Origin of the sequence: Mesorhizobium sp. Cs1321R2N1, assembly GCF_037179725.1 — a bacterium.
Taxonomy (GTDB): domain Bacteria; phylum Pseudomonadota; class Alphaproteobacteria; order Rhizobiales; family Rhizobiaceae; genus Mesorhizobium; species Mesorhizobium salmacidum.
In genome coordinates this window covers 1-14794 of sequence record NZ_JAPYKP010000154.1, presented here as the reverse complement: position 1 = coordinate 14794, position 14794 = coordinate 1, and the positions used below count along the sequence as shown (strand labels likewise).

14 protein-coding genes and 2 pseudogenes are annotated in these 14794 nt (G+C 64.5%); 9 read left to right on the top strand and 7 right to left on the bottom strand.

Annotated elements, in window-relative coordinates; all coding sequences use genetic code 11:
* On the bottom strand, nucleotides 1-976 hold a 976-nt coding region (rfaE1, locus tag O7A61_RS27155), incomplete at its 3' end, for a D-glycero-beta-D-manno-heptose-7-phosphate kinase (protein ID WP_337132412.1).
* Between the two features lie 136 nt (nucleotides 977-1112).
* Entirely contained in the window at nucleotides 1113-1745 is a 633-nt protein-coding gene (locus tag O7A61_RS27150) for a LysE family translocator (protein ID WP_140751159.1), read from the bottom strand.
* A 147-nt stretch (nucleotides 1746-1892) separates the two neighbouring features.
* Here O7A61_RS27150 and rfaD point away from each other — a divergent pair, with 147 nt between their 5' ends.
* From rfaD to waaC, 3 genes are read left to right on the top strand one after another with little or no spacing between them, the layout of a single operon-like run.
* The gene (gene rfaD / locus O7A61_RS27145) at nucleotides 1893-2843 is read left to right on the top strand and encodes an ADP-glyceromanno-heptose 6-epimerase (protein ID WP_337132411.1); all 951 of its coding nucleotides are present in this window, start codon (nucleotides 1893-1895) and stop codon (nucleotides 2841-2843) included.
* Nucleotides 2816-3823 carry a lipopolysaccharide heptosyltransferase II gene (gene waaF / locus O7A61_RS27140; protein ID WP_337132410.1) on the top strand — a complete coding sequence of 336 codons (1008 nt, stop codon included), beginning with the start codon at nucleotides 2816-2818 and terminating at the stop codon, nucleotides 3821-3823. Before rfaD ends, waaF begins: the two co-directional genes overlap by 28 nt.
* Nucleotides 3820-4794: a lipopolysaccharide heptosyltransferase I gene (gene waaC, locus O7A61_RS27135; protein ID WP_337132409.1), complete on the top strand. Its 975-nt coding sequence runs from the start codon at nucleotides 3820-3822 to the stop codon at nucleotides 4792-4794. Before waaF ends, waaC begins: the two co-directional genes overlap by 4 nt.
* A 139-nt stretch (nucleotides 4795-4933) precedes the next feature.
* Here waaC and greA read toward each other — a convergent pair whose 3' ends face one another.
* Both greA and O7A61_RS27125 read right to left on the bottom strand, forming a co-directional pair.
* A complete protein-coding gene (greA, locus tag O7A61_RS27130; protein ID WP_023671981.1) occupies nucleotides 4934-5407 on the bottom strand; it encodes a transcription elongation factor GreA in 474 nt (157 codons plus the stop codon).
* A 265-nt stretch (nucleotides 5408-5672) separates the two neighbouring features.
* Nucleotides 5673-6209, bottom strand: coding sequence for a tetratricopeptide repeat protein (locus O7A61_RS27125; protein WP_027143288.1), 537 nt, complete (start codon nucleotides 6207-6209; stop codon nucleotides 5673-5675).
* A 151-nt stretch (nucleotides 6210-6360) separates the two neighbouring features.
* Between O7A61_RS27125 and O7A61_RS27120 the strand changes: the two genes are divergently transcribed.
* The 4 genes and pseudogenes from O7A61_RS27120 (at nucleotide 6361) to O7A61_RS27105 (ending at nucleotide 9767) form a co-directional block, all read left to right on the top strand.
* A complete protein-coding gene (locus tag O7A61_RS27120) occupies nucleotides 6361-6786 on the top strand; it encodes a DUF3775 domain-containing protein (RefSeq protein ID WP_027143289.1) in 426 nt (141 codons plus the stop codon).
* A 347-nt stretch (nucleotides 6787-7133) separates the two neighbouring features.
* Nucleotides 7134-8087, top strand: coding sequence for an extensin-like domain-containing protein (locus O7A61_RS27115; RefSeq protein WP_442921123.1), 954 nt, complete (start codon nucleotides 7134-7136; stop codon nucleotides 8085-8087).
* A gap of 106 nt (nucleotides 8088-8193) precedes the next feature.
* Entirely contained in the window at nucleotides 8194-9000 is an 807-nt protein-coding gene (locus tag O7A61_RS27110; protein WP_337132408.1) for an extensin-like domain-containing protein, read from the top strand.
* A gap of 69 nt (nucleotides 9001-9069) precedes the next feature.
* A pseudogene (locus O7A61_RS27105) lies at nucleotides 9070-9767 on the top strand (LssY C-terminal domain-containing protein).
* A 16-nt stretch (nucleotides 9768-9783) separates the two neighbouring features.
* On the opposite strand, the gene O7A61_RS27100 reads toward O7A61_RS27105, so the two are convergent.
* Nucleotides 9784-10806: a zinc-dependent alcohol dehydrogenase family protein gene (locus O7A61_RS27100; protein ID WP_337132407.1), complete on the bottom strand. Its 1023-nt coding sequence runs from the start codon at nucleotides 10804-10806 to the stop codon at nucleotides 9784-9786.
* A gap of 118 nt (nucleotides 10807-10924) precedes the next feature.
* Here O7A61_RS27100 and O7A61_RS27095 point away from each other — a divergent pair, with 118 nt between their 5' ends.
* Together O7A61_RS27095 and O7A61_RS27090 are read left to right on the top strand one after the other, a co-directional pair.
* Complete coding sequence (locus O7A61_RS27095) at nucleotides 10925-11839, top strand: LysR family transcriptional regulator (RefSeq protein WP_337132406.1); 915 nt, start codon at nucleotides 10925-10927, stop codon at nucleotides 11837-11839.
* Nucleotides 11840-11919: 80 nt separating this feature from the next.
* Entirely contained in the window at nucleotides 11920-13230 is a 1311-nt protein-coding gene (locus O7A61_RS27090) for a hemolysin family protein (RefSeq protein WP_140505009.1), read from the top strand.
* Nucleotides 13231-13252: 22 nt separating this feature from the next.
* On the opposite strand, the gene O7A61_RS27085 is transcribed toward O7A61_RS27090, so the two are convergent.
* Both O7A61_RS27085 and O7A61_RS27080 read right to left on the bottom strand, forming a co-directional pair.
* A complete protein-coding gene (locus O7A61_RS27085; RefSeq protein ID WP_337132405.1) occupies nucleotides 13253-14572 on the bottom strand; it encodes an HlyD family type I secretion periplasmic adaptor subunit in 1320 nt (439 codons plus the stop codon).
* A gap of 1 nt (nucleotide 14573) precedes the next feature.
* Nucleotides 14574-14794 (bottom strand): annotated as a pseudogene (locus O7A61_RS27080) (type I secretion system permease/ATPase); the annotation flags it as partial.

Below are 14794 nucleotides of genomic sequence, written 5' to 3'. Positions count from 1 at the left end.
CGGTGAGTTCCTCGACACTCAGCCGCGCGGTGCCGCGCTTGCCGACCACGACGCCGCCGGCGGCGTTGGCGATCGAGGCCGCGGCGACAGGATTGGCACCGGCGGCAAGCGCCAGCGCGAAGGTCGCGATCACCGTATCGCCGGCGCCCGAGACGTCGAACACCTCGCGCGCCTGGGTGGCGATGTGGCGTGCCTCGTCGGGGCCGACCACGCTCATGCCCTTTTCGCTGCGGGTGGCGACGACGAAGTCGAAGCCGTGCGCCGAAATCAGCTCGCCTGCCGCCGCGACGATCTCGTCATCGGCGAACACCGCATGGCCGACGGCCTCGCCAAGCTCCTTGCGGTTGGGCGTGACGGCGGTCGCCCCGGCATAGCGCGCATAGTCGCGACCCTTCGGATCGACCAGCACCGGCTTGCCCGCCTCTCGGCAGATGGCAATCAGTTCGGCGGCGACGCCGTCCAGCAATATGCCCTTGCCGTAATCGGACAGGATGACAATGTCCGCCTGTTTCAACGCGTCGCGGAAACGGCGGACCAGCTCCGCCCGTTCGGCCTCGCCGAGCGGCTTGATCTCTTCCTCGTCGAAACGCAGCACCTGCTGGTTGAGCGCGCTGAAGCGGCTCTTCGACGAGGTCATGCGGCCGCGCTGCTGCACAAGCCCCGCCGTATCGGCGCCAAGCTCGCCCAGCATCCGCGCCAGGCTGTCGCCGGCGGGATCAGTGCCGATCACCGAGACCGGAACGGCGCGTGCGCCGAGCGAGACGATGTTGGCCACGACATTGCCGGCGCCACCCATCGCCGAGCTTTCGCCCCGCCCATGCAGCACCGGGATCGGCGCTTCCGGCGAGATCCGTTCGATGACGCCATTGACGAAGCGGTCGAGGATGAGGTCGCCGGCCACCAGCACGGCGACGTCGCCGAAGCGCGCGATGGCGCGGTGCAGGGGCTCGGGTGAAGGCGGATTGTGCTTGATCATGTCATCTGCCACGCGCGGAAAACGCCGATCTCAGATAGGTCGAAACACCAGATTTGCGAGGCCGGCCGGTCATGCCTGCCGATATACCGCAATTCGGCACAGCGCAACGCCAGGGGCAGAGGCAAACCCGGACAGGTCAGGTTTTCTGCAGGGCGACGTGGACGCCGAGGCCGACCAGTACCGCGCCGCCGGCCCGCTGCATCAGGCGCTGCGCCCCGCTCGAACGCCGCAGCCTTCCGATCACGAGGCCGGCCAGGAATACGCAGACGATGTCGGCCGAGGAGAACATCAGGTTGACGATCGTGCCCAGCACGACGAATTGCAGCCAGACCGGCAAGGTCGCCGAGGCATCGATGAACTGCGGCAGGAACGCCATGAAGAAGATCGCGGTCTTGGGATTGAGCACCTCGACGGTGATGCTCTCGAAAAACGCCCGGCGGGCCGATTTGCGCTCGATCGCCGGCAGCGCCACGTCGCCCTCCACGCGCTTGCGAAACAGCGAAATGCCGAGCCAGATGAGGTAAAGCGCGCCGACCAGCTTGACCGCCATGTAGAGCGGCGGCACAGCGTGGAACAGCACGGACAAGCCGGCGGCGGCGGCAAAGACATGCACATAGCCGCCGAGATGGATGCCGAGTGCCGCCGTCAGCCCCGACCAGCGCCCGCGCGCCATCGTTTGCGCGGCGGCGTAGAGCATGGCGGGACCCGGAATGTAGGCGAAGATCGCCGTGGTGGCGAAGAACGCGATCAGCAGTTCGGTCGACGGCATTTCTTGTCCCCTTGTCGTGGGTCAGCCCCAGCAGGCGCCAACTGAGTGGAAGCTTTGCGGCGCCACTGTGGCGCAACCACCTGCTTTGTCGACAGCCCGGCTGACCTCCCTTATAAGGACCGGAATCGCACGCAACCAGAGGCTTTCATGATCATCGTCACGGGCGGCGCCGGCATGATCGGCTCCAACATCGTCGCCGCGCTCAATGCGGAAGGCCATGACGACATCCTGGTCGTCGACGACCTTACCGACGGCCACAAGATCGCCAACTTGGCCGATTTGACGATAGCCGACTATCTCGACAAGGACGATTTCCTGGCCCGCATGGAGGCCGGCTCGCTCGGCCGCATCGAGGCAGTGTTCCATCAGGGCGCCTGTTCGACCACCACCGAGTGGAACGGCAAGTTCATGATGGAGGTGAATTACGCCTATTCGAAACGGCTGCTGCATGGCTGCCAGGCGCTGCGCGTGCCTTTCCTCTACGCCTCCTCCGCTTCAGTCTATGGCGGCGGAGCCGAATTTCGCGAGGAGGCTGCGCTGGAGCGGCCGCTCAACGTCTATGCCTATTCCAAGAAACTCTTCGACGACTATGTCAGGCGCACGGTGTTCGACAGCGATCATTCGCAGGTCGCGGGGCTGCGCTACTTCAATGTCTATGGCCCGCGCGAAGCGCACAAAGGGGCCATGGCCTCGGTCGCCTTCCATCTGTTCAACCAGGTCGAGCGCGGTGAAAATCCGAAGCTGTTCGGTGCCCATGACGGCTTCGGGCCAGGCGAACAGAGCCGCGACTTCATCCATGTCGGCGACGTCGCCGACGTCAATCTGTGGCTGTGGAAGCGCGGCGCGAGCGGCATCTTCAACTGCGGCACCGGGCACGCCCAGCCGTTCCGCGCCATCGCCGAAACGGTCATCGACACGCTGGGCCAGGGCGAGATCGAGTTCATCCCCTTCCCCGACCATCTCAAGGGCAGCTACCAGAGTTTTACCCAGGCTGATATGTCCCGCTTGCGCGCAGCCGGCTATAACGGGCAATTCCGCACAGTAGAAACCGGCGTCAGAGACTATGTCGAATGGCTAAAAGCCCAACGATCCTCGTGATCGGCCCACGCTGGGTGGGCGATATGGTGATGGCGCAGTGCCTGTTCTCGGCGCTGAAGGAACGCCATCCCGACGCCGCGATCGATGTGCTGGCGCCCGCCTGGGCCGCACCACTGGTCAAGCGCATGCCCGAAATCCGCCAGCAGATCGACTTTCCGCTGCAGCCCGGCGCGCTCGAATTCACCCATCGCCGCCGCTTCGGCCGCCTGCTGCGCGGCCGCTACGACATGGCCTATGTCCTGCCGGGCAGCTGGAAGTCGGCGCTGATCCCGTTCTTTGCCCGCATTCCGCGTCGTTTCGGCCACCTTCGGGAAATGCGCTACGGCCTGCTGACCGACATCGTGCCATTGCCCGACGCCGTGAAACGGCGCACTGCTCAGGCCTATTTCGGGCTCGCCCAGGGCGGCAGTTTCCGCGCGCCCCGGCTGACCGTGGATCCAAAAAACCAGGCCGCCCTGCTCGACCGGTTCGGTCTGGCGTCGCGGGAATTCGTGGCCCTGATGCCCGGCGCCGAGTTCGGTCCGGCCAAGCGCTGGCCAAGTGAAAGCTATGCCGGCCTTGCCCGCGAATTCATGGGCAAAGGCTTGAAGGTCGCCCTGTTCGGTTCGAAGAACGATCGCGACGTGACGGCGGAGATCGCCGCCCTTGCTCCCGGTGTCGTCGACCTCGCCGGCCAGACGCGGCTGGAGGACGCCATCGACCTGATCGCGGCGGCAAGGCTCGCGATCTCCAATGATAGCGGGCTGATGCATGTCGCGGCCGCCGTCGGCACGCCGATCGTTGCCGTGTATGGCTCGACCTCGCCTGAAAATACGCCGCCGCTGGCGGAGCGACGCGAACTGGTCTGGCTCGGCCTGTCCTGCTCGCCCTGCCACCGGAAAATCTGTCCGCTCGGTCACCTCAACTGCCTGAAGACATTGGAAGTCCGGCAGGTCGCCGCGGCGGCCGACCGGCTGCTGGAACTTCCGGCCGCGGCATGAAGGTGCTGATCGTCAAGACATCGTCGATGGGCGATGTCATCCACACCTTTCCGGCACTCGAGGATGCCAGCCGCGCACGGCCCGATATCGCTTTCGACTGGTGCGTGGAGGAGGCCTTCGCCGGCATCATCGCCCTGCATCCGGCGATCGGCACCATCCACACGGTGGCGATAAGGCGCTGGCGAAAGACCCTTTTCGACACGAACACCTGGCGCGAGGCGGCGGCCTTGCGCCGTGCTTTGCGCGCCTGCCGGTATGACCTCGTCATCGATGCGCAAGGCCTGCTGAAGTCTGCCCTGGTGGCGCGCCAGGCACGTGCGCCGATTGCCGGCTTCAACCGGTCGAGTGCGCGCGAACCCTCGGCGACGCTGTTCTACGACATCACCCACGCCGTGCCGCGCGACCTGCACGCCATCGAGCGGACACGGCGGCTGTTCGGGTTGGCGCTTGGCTATCAGCCCGATTTGTCGACCCTCAACTCCGGCATTGTGCCACCCTCCGGCAGTCTGGCCGGCATCAACGGCAAAACCGCCTTCCTGCTGCACGGCACCAGCCGCGAGGACAAGAAATGGCCGGTCGAAGACTGGATCGGAACCGCCAGCCTGCTGGTCGAGCGCGGCATGACGCCGGTCACCACCTGGTCGAACGAGCGTGAGAAGACGGTGGCCGAAGCGATCACCAAGGCCGTGCCATCCACGGTCGTGGTGCCCAAATCGCCGCTGGCCGACATCGCGGCCATCCTCGGGCGCTCGACACTGGTCATCGGCGCCGATACGGGATTGACCCATCTCGCCAGCGCTTTCGGCCTGCCGACGGTCGCGGTGTTTTTGGCGACGGAGCCGGGCTTGACCGGGCCGCGTGGGCCTTATGCGTCGACTTTGCTGGCGCCCGCCGGCGGGGGCGTGACGCCGACCGAGGTTGTGGCTGAGGCGGAGAAACTGTTGGCACTGAAATTACAAGCGCCGGCTTAGGACCTTTCAGAATTCGCTCTGGCGAGTCAAATAACGTGGTTCTTCGAGAACCGGAGCGGAGCCTACTTTAAAGTACGTTGAGCACCGGAAGCGCAGAAACCCGGGCTAGTTGGCGGCCAGAGTAGAATTATCAAGGGTCCTAAATAAACTGCACCTGGACGATCTCGTACCCGCGTGCGCCACCAGGCGCATTGACCTCGATGGCGTCGCCGACTTCCTTGCCGATGAGCGCACGGGCGATGGGCGAGGAGATCGAGATGCGGCCCGATTTCACGTCGGCTTCCTGGTCGCCGACGATCTGGTAGGTCTTCTTCTCCTCGGTGTCCTCGTCGACCAGCACGACGGTGGCGCCGAACTTGACCTTGTCTCCGCTGAGCTTGGTGACGTCGATCACCTCGGCGCGCGCGATATAATCCTCGAGCTCGTTGACGCGGCCCTCATTGAGGCTCTGCGCCTCTTTCGCGGCATGATATTCGGCATTTTCGGACAGGTCGCCATGCGAGCGCGCCTCGGAGATCGCCTCGATGATGCGCGGCCGCTCTTCCTGCTGGCGCCAGCGCAGTTCTTCCTTCAATGACGCGAACCCCTCGCCTGTCATCGGGACCTTGTTCATAGTGCCTGACCTTTCCTGCCGCCGCCCCCGCGTTTCGGGGGAAGCCTTGTCGTTGGGTATAAAAAGAAAACGGTCCGGCAGCCTCGGGCTAACGGAACCGTTTCACCGCAATTTCCTTGAATATAGCAATCTTTGCGGGCTTTTCACGCTCAAAAATCGGTTTTGCAAAAATCATCCTTCTTTTGTCAGCGAAGGTGGCTGTGGGATGGACCGAACAAAAAACGGCCGCGATTGCTCGCGGCCGTTTCGAGACCATGAAACCCGATCAGCTTCTCATGAAATGCTCGATCTGCTCGGCCAGCATGCCGTATTCGCGCGAACCCTTGCCGGTGCGCTTTTCGATCTCCGTCAGCTGCTGCTGGGCGCCGGCCAGGTCGCCGATCTGCAGATGCGCCTCGCCGAGATATTCGCGCACCAGCGTGTAATTCGGGTCGATCCGCAGCGCTTCCTCGTAATAGCCGAGGCCGACAGTGACGCGGCCGGAATGGCGGTGCGAGTAGCCGAGATAGTTGAGGATGCGCGGATCCTGCTTGTTGGCGGCAAGAACGAGGACCGAGATCGCCTCGTCATAGCGGCCGGCCATCGCCAGCGCATGGCCAGCGTCATAGATGCTGTCGTCGTCCAGCATGCCTTCCTTGGGCGGCACGCATTTCTGCTTCTTCTTGTCCCAGACTTCACCCTTTTTGCATTGGGTAACGGTCTGGTCGTTACCGCCACCGCTGCCGGCCGCAAACACCGGAACGGCAAAAAACTGCACCGCGACAAGCGCGGCGGCTGCCTGGATCAGCATTCTTTTATGCATGGAAAACCTCCTGAGGGTGTGACAATGCAACACTAACGCCGAGCGGCCCGCGTTTCATCCCGAAAAAAGCCCGTCTGGAGAACATGAGGTGACGGATGCCGCAAATCCGGTATCATCGCCCTCGAATGAGACTGACCCACGGAGAGGGCCCGTGCAGCGGCGGCTTGACAAAGACTGGGATCTCACGATCGGCCCCGACACCGTGCGGCTGTTCATTCTCAAGGCCAAGGCGCTGAGCGCGGCCGTCAACGAGGACTATGCCGGCGGCGCCGAACACGAGGTCGAGTTCGACGGCGACAGGCATGACAACCACCACCATGACGGCCTTGCCGAGGAAAGCTCGGAAAACCTCACCGAGGAAGAGCTGCGCGAGCTGATCAACGACCTCAATATCGACGAGGCCGCCGAGCTGATCGCGCTGGCCTGGGTCGGCCGCGGCGACTACGATGCCTCGGAATGGGCCGACGCCGTGGCGGCGGCGCGAGAGCGGGCCAACAAGCGCACGGCGAAATACCTGCTCGGCATGCCGCTGCTCGCCGACTTGCTGGAAGAGGGACTGGAAGCGATCGGCGCGTAACGCGGAGGTAACCGATTGTGATCGGGTCGAAGCGCCTGTCCAGGCAACTTCAGCCGACCGGCGCCGTTTCGTGGGTGATGGCAAAGCTGAGCTCTTCCCGTAGATCCAGGATGATTGCATCGGCGATGGCCGTCACGGCTCTGCTGGTCATGCCGGCCGAGGCCAAACATCGTCACAAACATCACAGGCCGCTAAGCCCGCGCGTGGAGCAGCCGCTGACACAGCGGGCCGATCAGCCGCTGAACCCGCGAGGCAAGCGGCAGTCGAGAGCGCGGGCCAGGCAGCATCCGGCGCCAAATCCAGCACCGCGGAAAACGCAGGATGCCCAGTCATCCGCCGATGTTCCGGTGCCCGAGCCACGTCCTGCGGACACTCCAAAGGTCGACGCTCCAAAGACGCAAGACCGGAACGCTGGAGGCCCGAAGAACGGCGAAGCGCCCGATCTGCTCAAGAACCCCGATCTGCTCAAGGACCCCGATCTGCTCAAGGACCCAGGTCTGCTCAAGGACCCCGGTCTGCTCAAGGACGAAGAGGCCCATCGGAAAAGCCAGACACCGCCCGAACCACCAGCCGAAACGGAAAGCGAGCCGGAGCCGCCAGCCGTGGTGCCGACACCGACGCCAAAGCCGGGCACCACGACGCCCGAGCCTCAGCCGCCGGCCGTCGCCCCTCAGCCGACGCCAAAACCGGCCGATGCGGCCGACGAGGAGAAGATGTTGCCCGATCCACGCTCGGCCGATCTTCCCGCCGACAAGATGCCGGCGGAGGAAGTCGCCTGCCGCGAGCGCCTGAAGACGCTCGGCGTCGAGTTCGAGGAGCACAAAGCCGAAAGCAACCCCGAAATCGGCTGCTCGATCCCTTACCCGATCGTGCTGAAGACGCTCGGCAAGTCGGTCGCGATTGCCCCCGCCACCGAGCTCAACTGCCCGATGGCCGAGGCGGTGGCGCGTTTTGCCGCCGACGTCATCCAACCGGCGGCGAAAGCCGAATTCGGCGCCGACCTGAAATCGATCGGCCAGGCGTCGGCGTTCATCTGCCGGCCGCGTAACGGCACGCGCAAACTGTCGGAACATGCTTTCGGCAACGCCCTCGACATAGCCAGCTTTACGCTATCCGACGGCAAGACGATCGAGGTTGGCCCGGCACCGCCCGAGAAGGACGGCAAATTCCTCGACGCGGTGCGCAAGGCCGCCTGCGGCCCGTTCAAGACCGTACTCGGCCCCGGCGCCGACGCCGACCACGCGCTGCATTTTCATTTCGATCTGGAGCCGCGCCGGAATGGCGGTACGTTTTGCCAGTGAGCGGAACCTCCGCCGCAATTCAGCCGCAGGCATGAACGTGGGCGCTGAGTTTTCCTTTACCCTTGATCGTTAAAATGCCGGATATCCAGAATTGGGATTTCCGCCAATGGCCGGCACATTTCGCGCCGTTTTCCTCGCCGCCGCACGCCGATTGAAACCTGCTGCGTTGCTGGCCGCCAGCCTTGCACTGGCCGCGGTTTCGGCCTGCAACACCGGCAGCGTGCTGTCGTTGCAGCCTGCCGTCGATGTCGGCTCGCAGACCGCGGCCGTGCCGCAATATACGGGCATGCAGAAGCTTGTTCCGTCCAATCCCTATATGACGCAGGCCGCCTATCCACGCATGGATGAGCCGATGTCGCCGGTCGAGCAGATTCCAGCCAGCGAAACCGATTGCCGCCAGCAGCTGAAGCGCCTCGATGTCGCCTACACCGATGTGGCGCCGATCCACGAGGGCCAGTGCGGCATCGACTATCCGGTCAAGGTCTCGGCCATCGGCGGCATCCAGATGAAACCCGCGGCGACGCTGACCTGCGACATGGCCGCCACCTTCGCCGCCTGGACGAAGAACGAACTCGTTCCCTCCGCCCGCTGGCGCTACTTCTCCGGCGTCAGGACCATCCACCAGGGCTCCAGCTATTCCTGCCGCAACATTGCCGGTGAAGGCGTGCTGTCGGAGCACGGCAAGGGCAACGCACTCGACGTCATGAGCATCGAACTCAACAACGGCGACGACATCGACGTGCGCAAGCCTGGCCTGTTCGCCTTCCGCACCCGGGGCTTCCTCAACAATGTGCGCGCCGACGGCTGCCAGTATTTCACCACCGTGCTCGGCCCCGGCTACAATTACGATCACCGCAACCATTTCCACTTCGACATCAAGAACCGCAAGAACGGCTATCGCGCCTGCCGGTAATGGCATGCCCCCTGCCAGCGGTAGGCGACTCCGCATAGAGTGACGCCCGGAAGGGGCGGACGACGGCACATGAGGCAGCGAAGTCTTCGGCGACGCATTGCGATCTGGATACCGGCCTTATTGGCCGGGTATGTGGCGCTCGCCTATGTCGCCGCGCCGGAATTCTGGACATTCCGCGATCGCGGCTTTCGCAACCAGCGCTTCGAGATGGTCACCCACACGCCGCAAGGCATTCCCGGCGACCCCATCAATGTCGGCCTGGTCGGCACGGAGAAGGAGCTGGTGCACGCTTTTGCCGTCGCCGGCTGGGACACCGCCGACGCCATCACCTTGAGGACCGCCATCGACATCGGCGAAAGCGTCCTGTTTCCCGGCCCTATCCCGACGCGCCGATGAGCCGCCTGCTGTTCGAGGGCCGCGCCCAGCAACTCGCTTTCGAAAAGCCGGTCGGCGACAGTGCCGACCGGCGCCACCATGTCCGCTTCTGGCGGACGGATACGGTCGGCGACGACGGAAGGCCACTCTGGCTGGGCGCCGCCAGCTTCGATCGCGGGGTCGGCTTGAGCCACGACACAGGCGCCATCACCCACCATATCGGTCCCGACCTCGATGCCGAACGCGACTTTATGATCGGCGATCTCAATGCCGCCGGCCTGTTGCTTTCAACCAGCGACGTTGCAGGCATCGGCCCCACCCGGACCGGCCGCAATGGCGGCGGCGACCCCTATTTCACCGACGGCAAGGCAATCGTCGGCGTGCTGAGGTAATTGCCGTGACCGGAGATCAGGCCGTGGTGATGACTATCTTGCCGAACGGCCCCTTCTCGAGATGCTCGAAGGCCCGCGGCACCTCGTCGAACGCAAAGATCTTGTCGATGACCGGCTTGATCGCCAGCGCCTCGATCGCCTGGTTCATCCGTTCGAAGGCGCGGCGGTGGCCGATCGAAATGCCTTGCACGACAATCCGGTTGCGCAGGAGGGGCACGATCGGAAGGCTGAGCTCCATGCTGCCCAGGAGGCCGATGATCGACAGTCGGCCGTCGGCGGCCAGCGCGTCGAGCGAGCGCCGCGCATTGTCGCCGCCGACCATTTCGAGGATATGGTTGACGCCGGCGCCACCTGTCAGCTCGCGCGCCGCCTCGTCCCATGCCGGCCTGGTGCGATAGTTGATCACTTCCCATGCGCCGAGCCTCTTTGCCCGCTTGAGCTTGCCGTCGCTGCTTGACGTGACGATGGCGCGCAAGCCGAAGGCGTGGGCAAATTGCAGCGCAAACAGGGAGACGCCGCCCGTGCCCTGGATGAGAATGGTCTGGCCAGGCACAGGTCTTGTCGCCTCTGCCATGGCGAACCAGGCCGTCAGCGCCGCGATCGGCAGCGTCGAAGCCTCCGCATCGCTGAGCGATGGCGGCGCCAGCACAGCGGCATCCTCATGCAGGAGCAGGTAGTCGCTCAACGTGCCGGGCAGCGACGATCCCAGCGTGTGCTTGTGCAGCACCGGCGGCGCATCGCCATCCGGCCAGTCGGCAATCACGTGCCCCAGCACGCGCTGGCCGGTCCGGAAACGGCTGACATCGCCGCCGACCGCCACCACTTCGCCAACCGCATCCGATGTCGGGACGAACGGAAAGCCAAGGTCGGGGATCAGCACGCCATCGACGATCATCCTGTCCTTGTAGTTCAGCGATATGGCCTTGATCCGCACCAGCAGGTCATGCGGCCCGGGCTCGGGAATCCTCCCTTCGGCCAATGCCAGCCTGGGCAGGCCGAAGCCGGTCATCCGCCAGGATCTGTTGATGTCGCTGCTCATTGCGTCTGCTCCCGATTGCATGGCGATATTTACGCTGTTTCACTGTGGAAAAAAGTGCTTCTATGATCCATGATTGGAAACGAGTTGGTGATCAGATTTCTACAATTGGAATAGGTCGATGGAATCCGCGGATCTGCAAGGCATCGTGGCCTTCGTTCAAACGATCGAGGCAGGAAGCTTCACCGGCGCCGGAGAGCGGCTGCGCGTGACGAAATCGGCGGTCGGCAAATCGGTCGCGCAGTTGGAACAGCGGCTTGGCATTCGCTTGCTCAACCGCACCACGCGCAGCCTCAGCCCGACAAGCGAAGGCCTGTCCTATTATGAAGCCTGCGTCAGGGCGCTGTCCGAGATCGAAGCCGCCCAGGCGCTGCTTGCCTCGCGCCGGCAGGTGCCCTCGGGCCGGCTTCGGGTCGACCTGCCCTCGGCCTTCGGCCACCGCTGCGTGGCTCCCGTGCTGTTCGACATTTCCAGGCGATTTCCCGATCTGGCCATGGAGATTTCCTTCAACGACCGCCGCGTCGACCTCATCGAGGAAGGCATCGACCTTGCGATCCGCATGGGCGACCTCGACGACAGCCTGTCGCTCGCCGCACGCCGGCTCTATACCCAGCGTTCGGCCATATGCGCCGCCCCCGCCTATCTCGACAGAAACGGCAGACCACGGACGATCGAGGATCTCGCCGGCCATGACCTGATCGGCTACACCCGCAACGGCGTCGCCCACGCCTGGAGCATCAGGCAGGCCGATGGCCATGTGGTGAAGTTCACGCCGCGGGCAAGGCTGGTGCTCGACAATGGCGAACCGATGCTCGGCGCGGTCCTTGCCGGTTGCGGCATCACCTTCCTGCCGACCTGGCTGGTGGCGGACAGCCTCAGGAGCGGCACGCTCGAAATGGTGCTTGCGGACACGCTGGTCGAAAACATTTCCGTCCATGCCATCTGGCCGGTGACACGGGCCTTGACGCCCAAGGTGCGGGTCGTCGTCGACGCGCTGGTCGCGCATTTCTCATCGCCACCCTGGGACGCCGTCTGATCGCCCCGCATCCGCCGTCATCTTTCTAAAATGGTCGCCGACTATTTTCGAAAGCCGTGCGGCAATGCTATTGAGCCCTCATGCTATACGTTGAAATCGCCACCGTGGTCGTCCTCATCTGCGTGAACGGCCTTCTGTCGATGTCCGAACTCGCCATCGTCTCGTCGCGGCCGGCTCGCCTGAAGGCGATGATCGACCGCAACGTCAAAGGCGCCGGCCGCGCTTTGGCGCTTGGTTCCAATCCTGGCAAATTCCTGTCCTCCGTGCAGATCGGCATCACGCTGGTCGGCGTGCTCTCGGGCGCCTTTTCCGGGGCCACGCTCGGCCAGAGGCTGGCGCAATATCTGGCTTCGACAGGCATCCGCGAGAACATCGCCGATCCGCTCGGCGTCGGCATCGTCGTGGCCATCATCACCTATGCCTCGCTGATCATCGGCGAACTGGTGCCCAAGCAGATTGCGTTGCGCGATCCCGAGCGGGTCGCGGCCCGCGCGGCCCCGGCAATGACCATCCTTGCCTCCGTCTCGGCCCCTCTGGTCTTCCTGCTCGATATTTCGGGCCGTTCCGTGCTCTGGCTGCTCGGCCATCGCGGCGAAAGCGAGGAAAAGGTCACCGACGAGGAGATCAAGATGCTGGTCGCCGAGGCCGAGCATCACGGCACCATCGAATCCGACGAGCGGCGCATGATCGCCGGCGTCATGCGGCTTGGCGACCGCGCCGTGCGCGCCGTCATGTCGCCGCGCACCGATGTCGACTGGATCAACCTGCAGTCCGACGAAGCCACGATCCGCAAGCTTCTGATGGACACCCAGCATTCACGCCTGCCCGCCGGCGACGGCGGGGTCGACGCCATGATCGGCGTCATCCAGACACGCGACGTGCTGGCCGCACTGCTCGGCGGCCGCGCGCTCGACCCGCGCAAATATGTGCGCGCGGCACCCATCGTGCACGACCAGGCCGATGCGCTGGACGTGCTGCAGAAGCTGAAGGAGAGCAACGTTCCGATGGCACTGGTGCATGACGAATACGGTCACTTCGAAGGCATCGTCACCCCCGCCGACATTCTGGAAGCCATCACCGGCGTCTTCCGCTCGGACCTCGAGGCCGGCGAGGAAGAAAACGCCGTCCAGCGCGATGACGGCTCATGGCTGCTCGCCGGCTACATGCAGGCCGACGAGATGGCCGAGGTGCTGGGCATCGACCTGCCGGAGAACCGCGACTACGAGACCGTCGCCGGCTATGTGCTGTCGCACATGCACCATCTGCCGGCGACCGGCGAATGCGTCGACGCGCAGGGCTGGCGCTTCGAGGTAGTCGACCTCGACGGCCGCCGCATCGACAAGCTGATCGCCACCCGCCTGCCCAGCGGCCACCGCGAGATGGCACGCTGACCGTTCAAATATCCAAGGGGATCTACTGCTCCGCGAAAGCGCGCGCGAATGAATCGAACATCGGCCGCGCGAGATACGCGAAAAAAGTCCGGTCGCCGGTGCTGATGAACGCCTCGACCGGCGTCCCGGGATAAAGTTGATCGCGCCTCACGCCGGGCGGCAGGTCGGCGGCAATCGTCAGCTTCGCGCGGAAATAGGGTTCACGCGTGGTCTGGTCGATGAGCCGATCAGCCGAAATCTGCGTCACGGTGGCTGAAACTTCTGGCGTGAGCCGCGAGTTCAACGCGGACAATCGCAGTTTCGCCGGCTGGCCGACACGGACCTGATCGATGTCCTTCGGCCGCAGCTTCGCATCGACGACGAGGCCCGACGCAGTGGGCAGGATCTCCATGATCTTTTCGCCCGGGGCAATCACGCTGCCCTTGGAATTGTAGGTCGACGACACCACGATGCCCGCTGCCGGCGCCTTGATCGTCGTGCGCCGCAGCACCGCCTCCGCCGCCCTGATCTGTTCGTCGACGTCGGCCAGATTGGAGCGAACGTCGTCCAGTTTCGTCAGCGCCTCCTCGACGCGTTGCGTGGTCAGGCGCTCGGTCTGCTCCTGGCCTTCGACGATCTGGGTGTTGGCCGTCGCGAGATTGGCCTCCAGCGCTCCGGCTTGCCCGACGAGATCGGCTTCGCTGCGCAATAGCTGGGAGTATTCGGTACGGTTGGTGAGGCCCCTGTCCAGCAAGCCGGTCTTGATGCCGAGTTCTTTCTTTACGACTTCGGCTTGTTGCTGAACGGCCTGTTTCTGGGCCTGTAACCCCGCCACCGACTGCCGGTGCATGGCGACCCGTTGTGCCAGGATCGATTTTTCCGACCGGAACCGGGCAAGCCTGGCGTCGAATTCCTTTTGCTGTTCTCGAATCAGCATCTCGAAATCGGGCTGGAAAGGTGCCGGCGCCGCTTCGGTGATTGGTGCCAGCCTGTCCAACCCGTCGCGTTCCGCCTCCAGCCGCGCCGCACTCGCCCTGAGCGCGATCGACTGTCTCGTCAGCCGGTTGAGTTCGGCCTGCGCGGCCGTTGGGTCCAGCACGATCAGATCCTGGGCCAGTTGCACGCGATCGCCTTCATGGACCAGCAACGCCTGGACAATACCGCCCTCGCGATGCTGGATCTGGATGTTTCCGCCGGTTGCCGAGATCGTGCCTTGCGTGATCACCGCTCCCGACAAGGGGGCGCTGACGGCCCAGTAGCCGAAGCCGCCCGCCAGCAGCGCTATGGCGGCATAGCCGGTGAGGGCCACGCGTCTTATGTCGGTGCGTGGCTGACTGTCCCAGGCGAGGCTCCGTGTCGTCATCTCAGGATCCGAAACCGCCGCCCGCGCGGATCGTCGGGGCGAACGACCCGGTCACCACCGTGCCCTGCTGGACCGCCTTGCCGGTGACCGACCGCCGCAGCACCTCGCCGCTTGGACCGAAGGCTTCGATCATGCCACCGCGCAAAAGCATCACGCGGTCGCAAGCAGCGGCGATCGAAGGCTGATGGGTGATCACGACGACCGTGACGCCCGCCGTCCGCG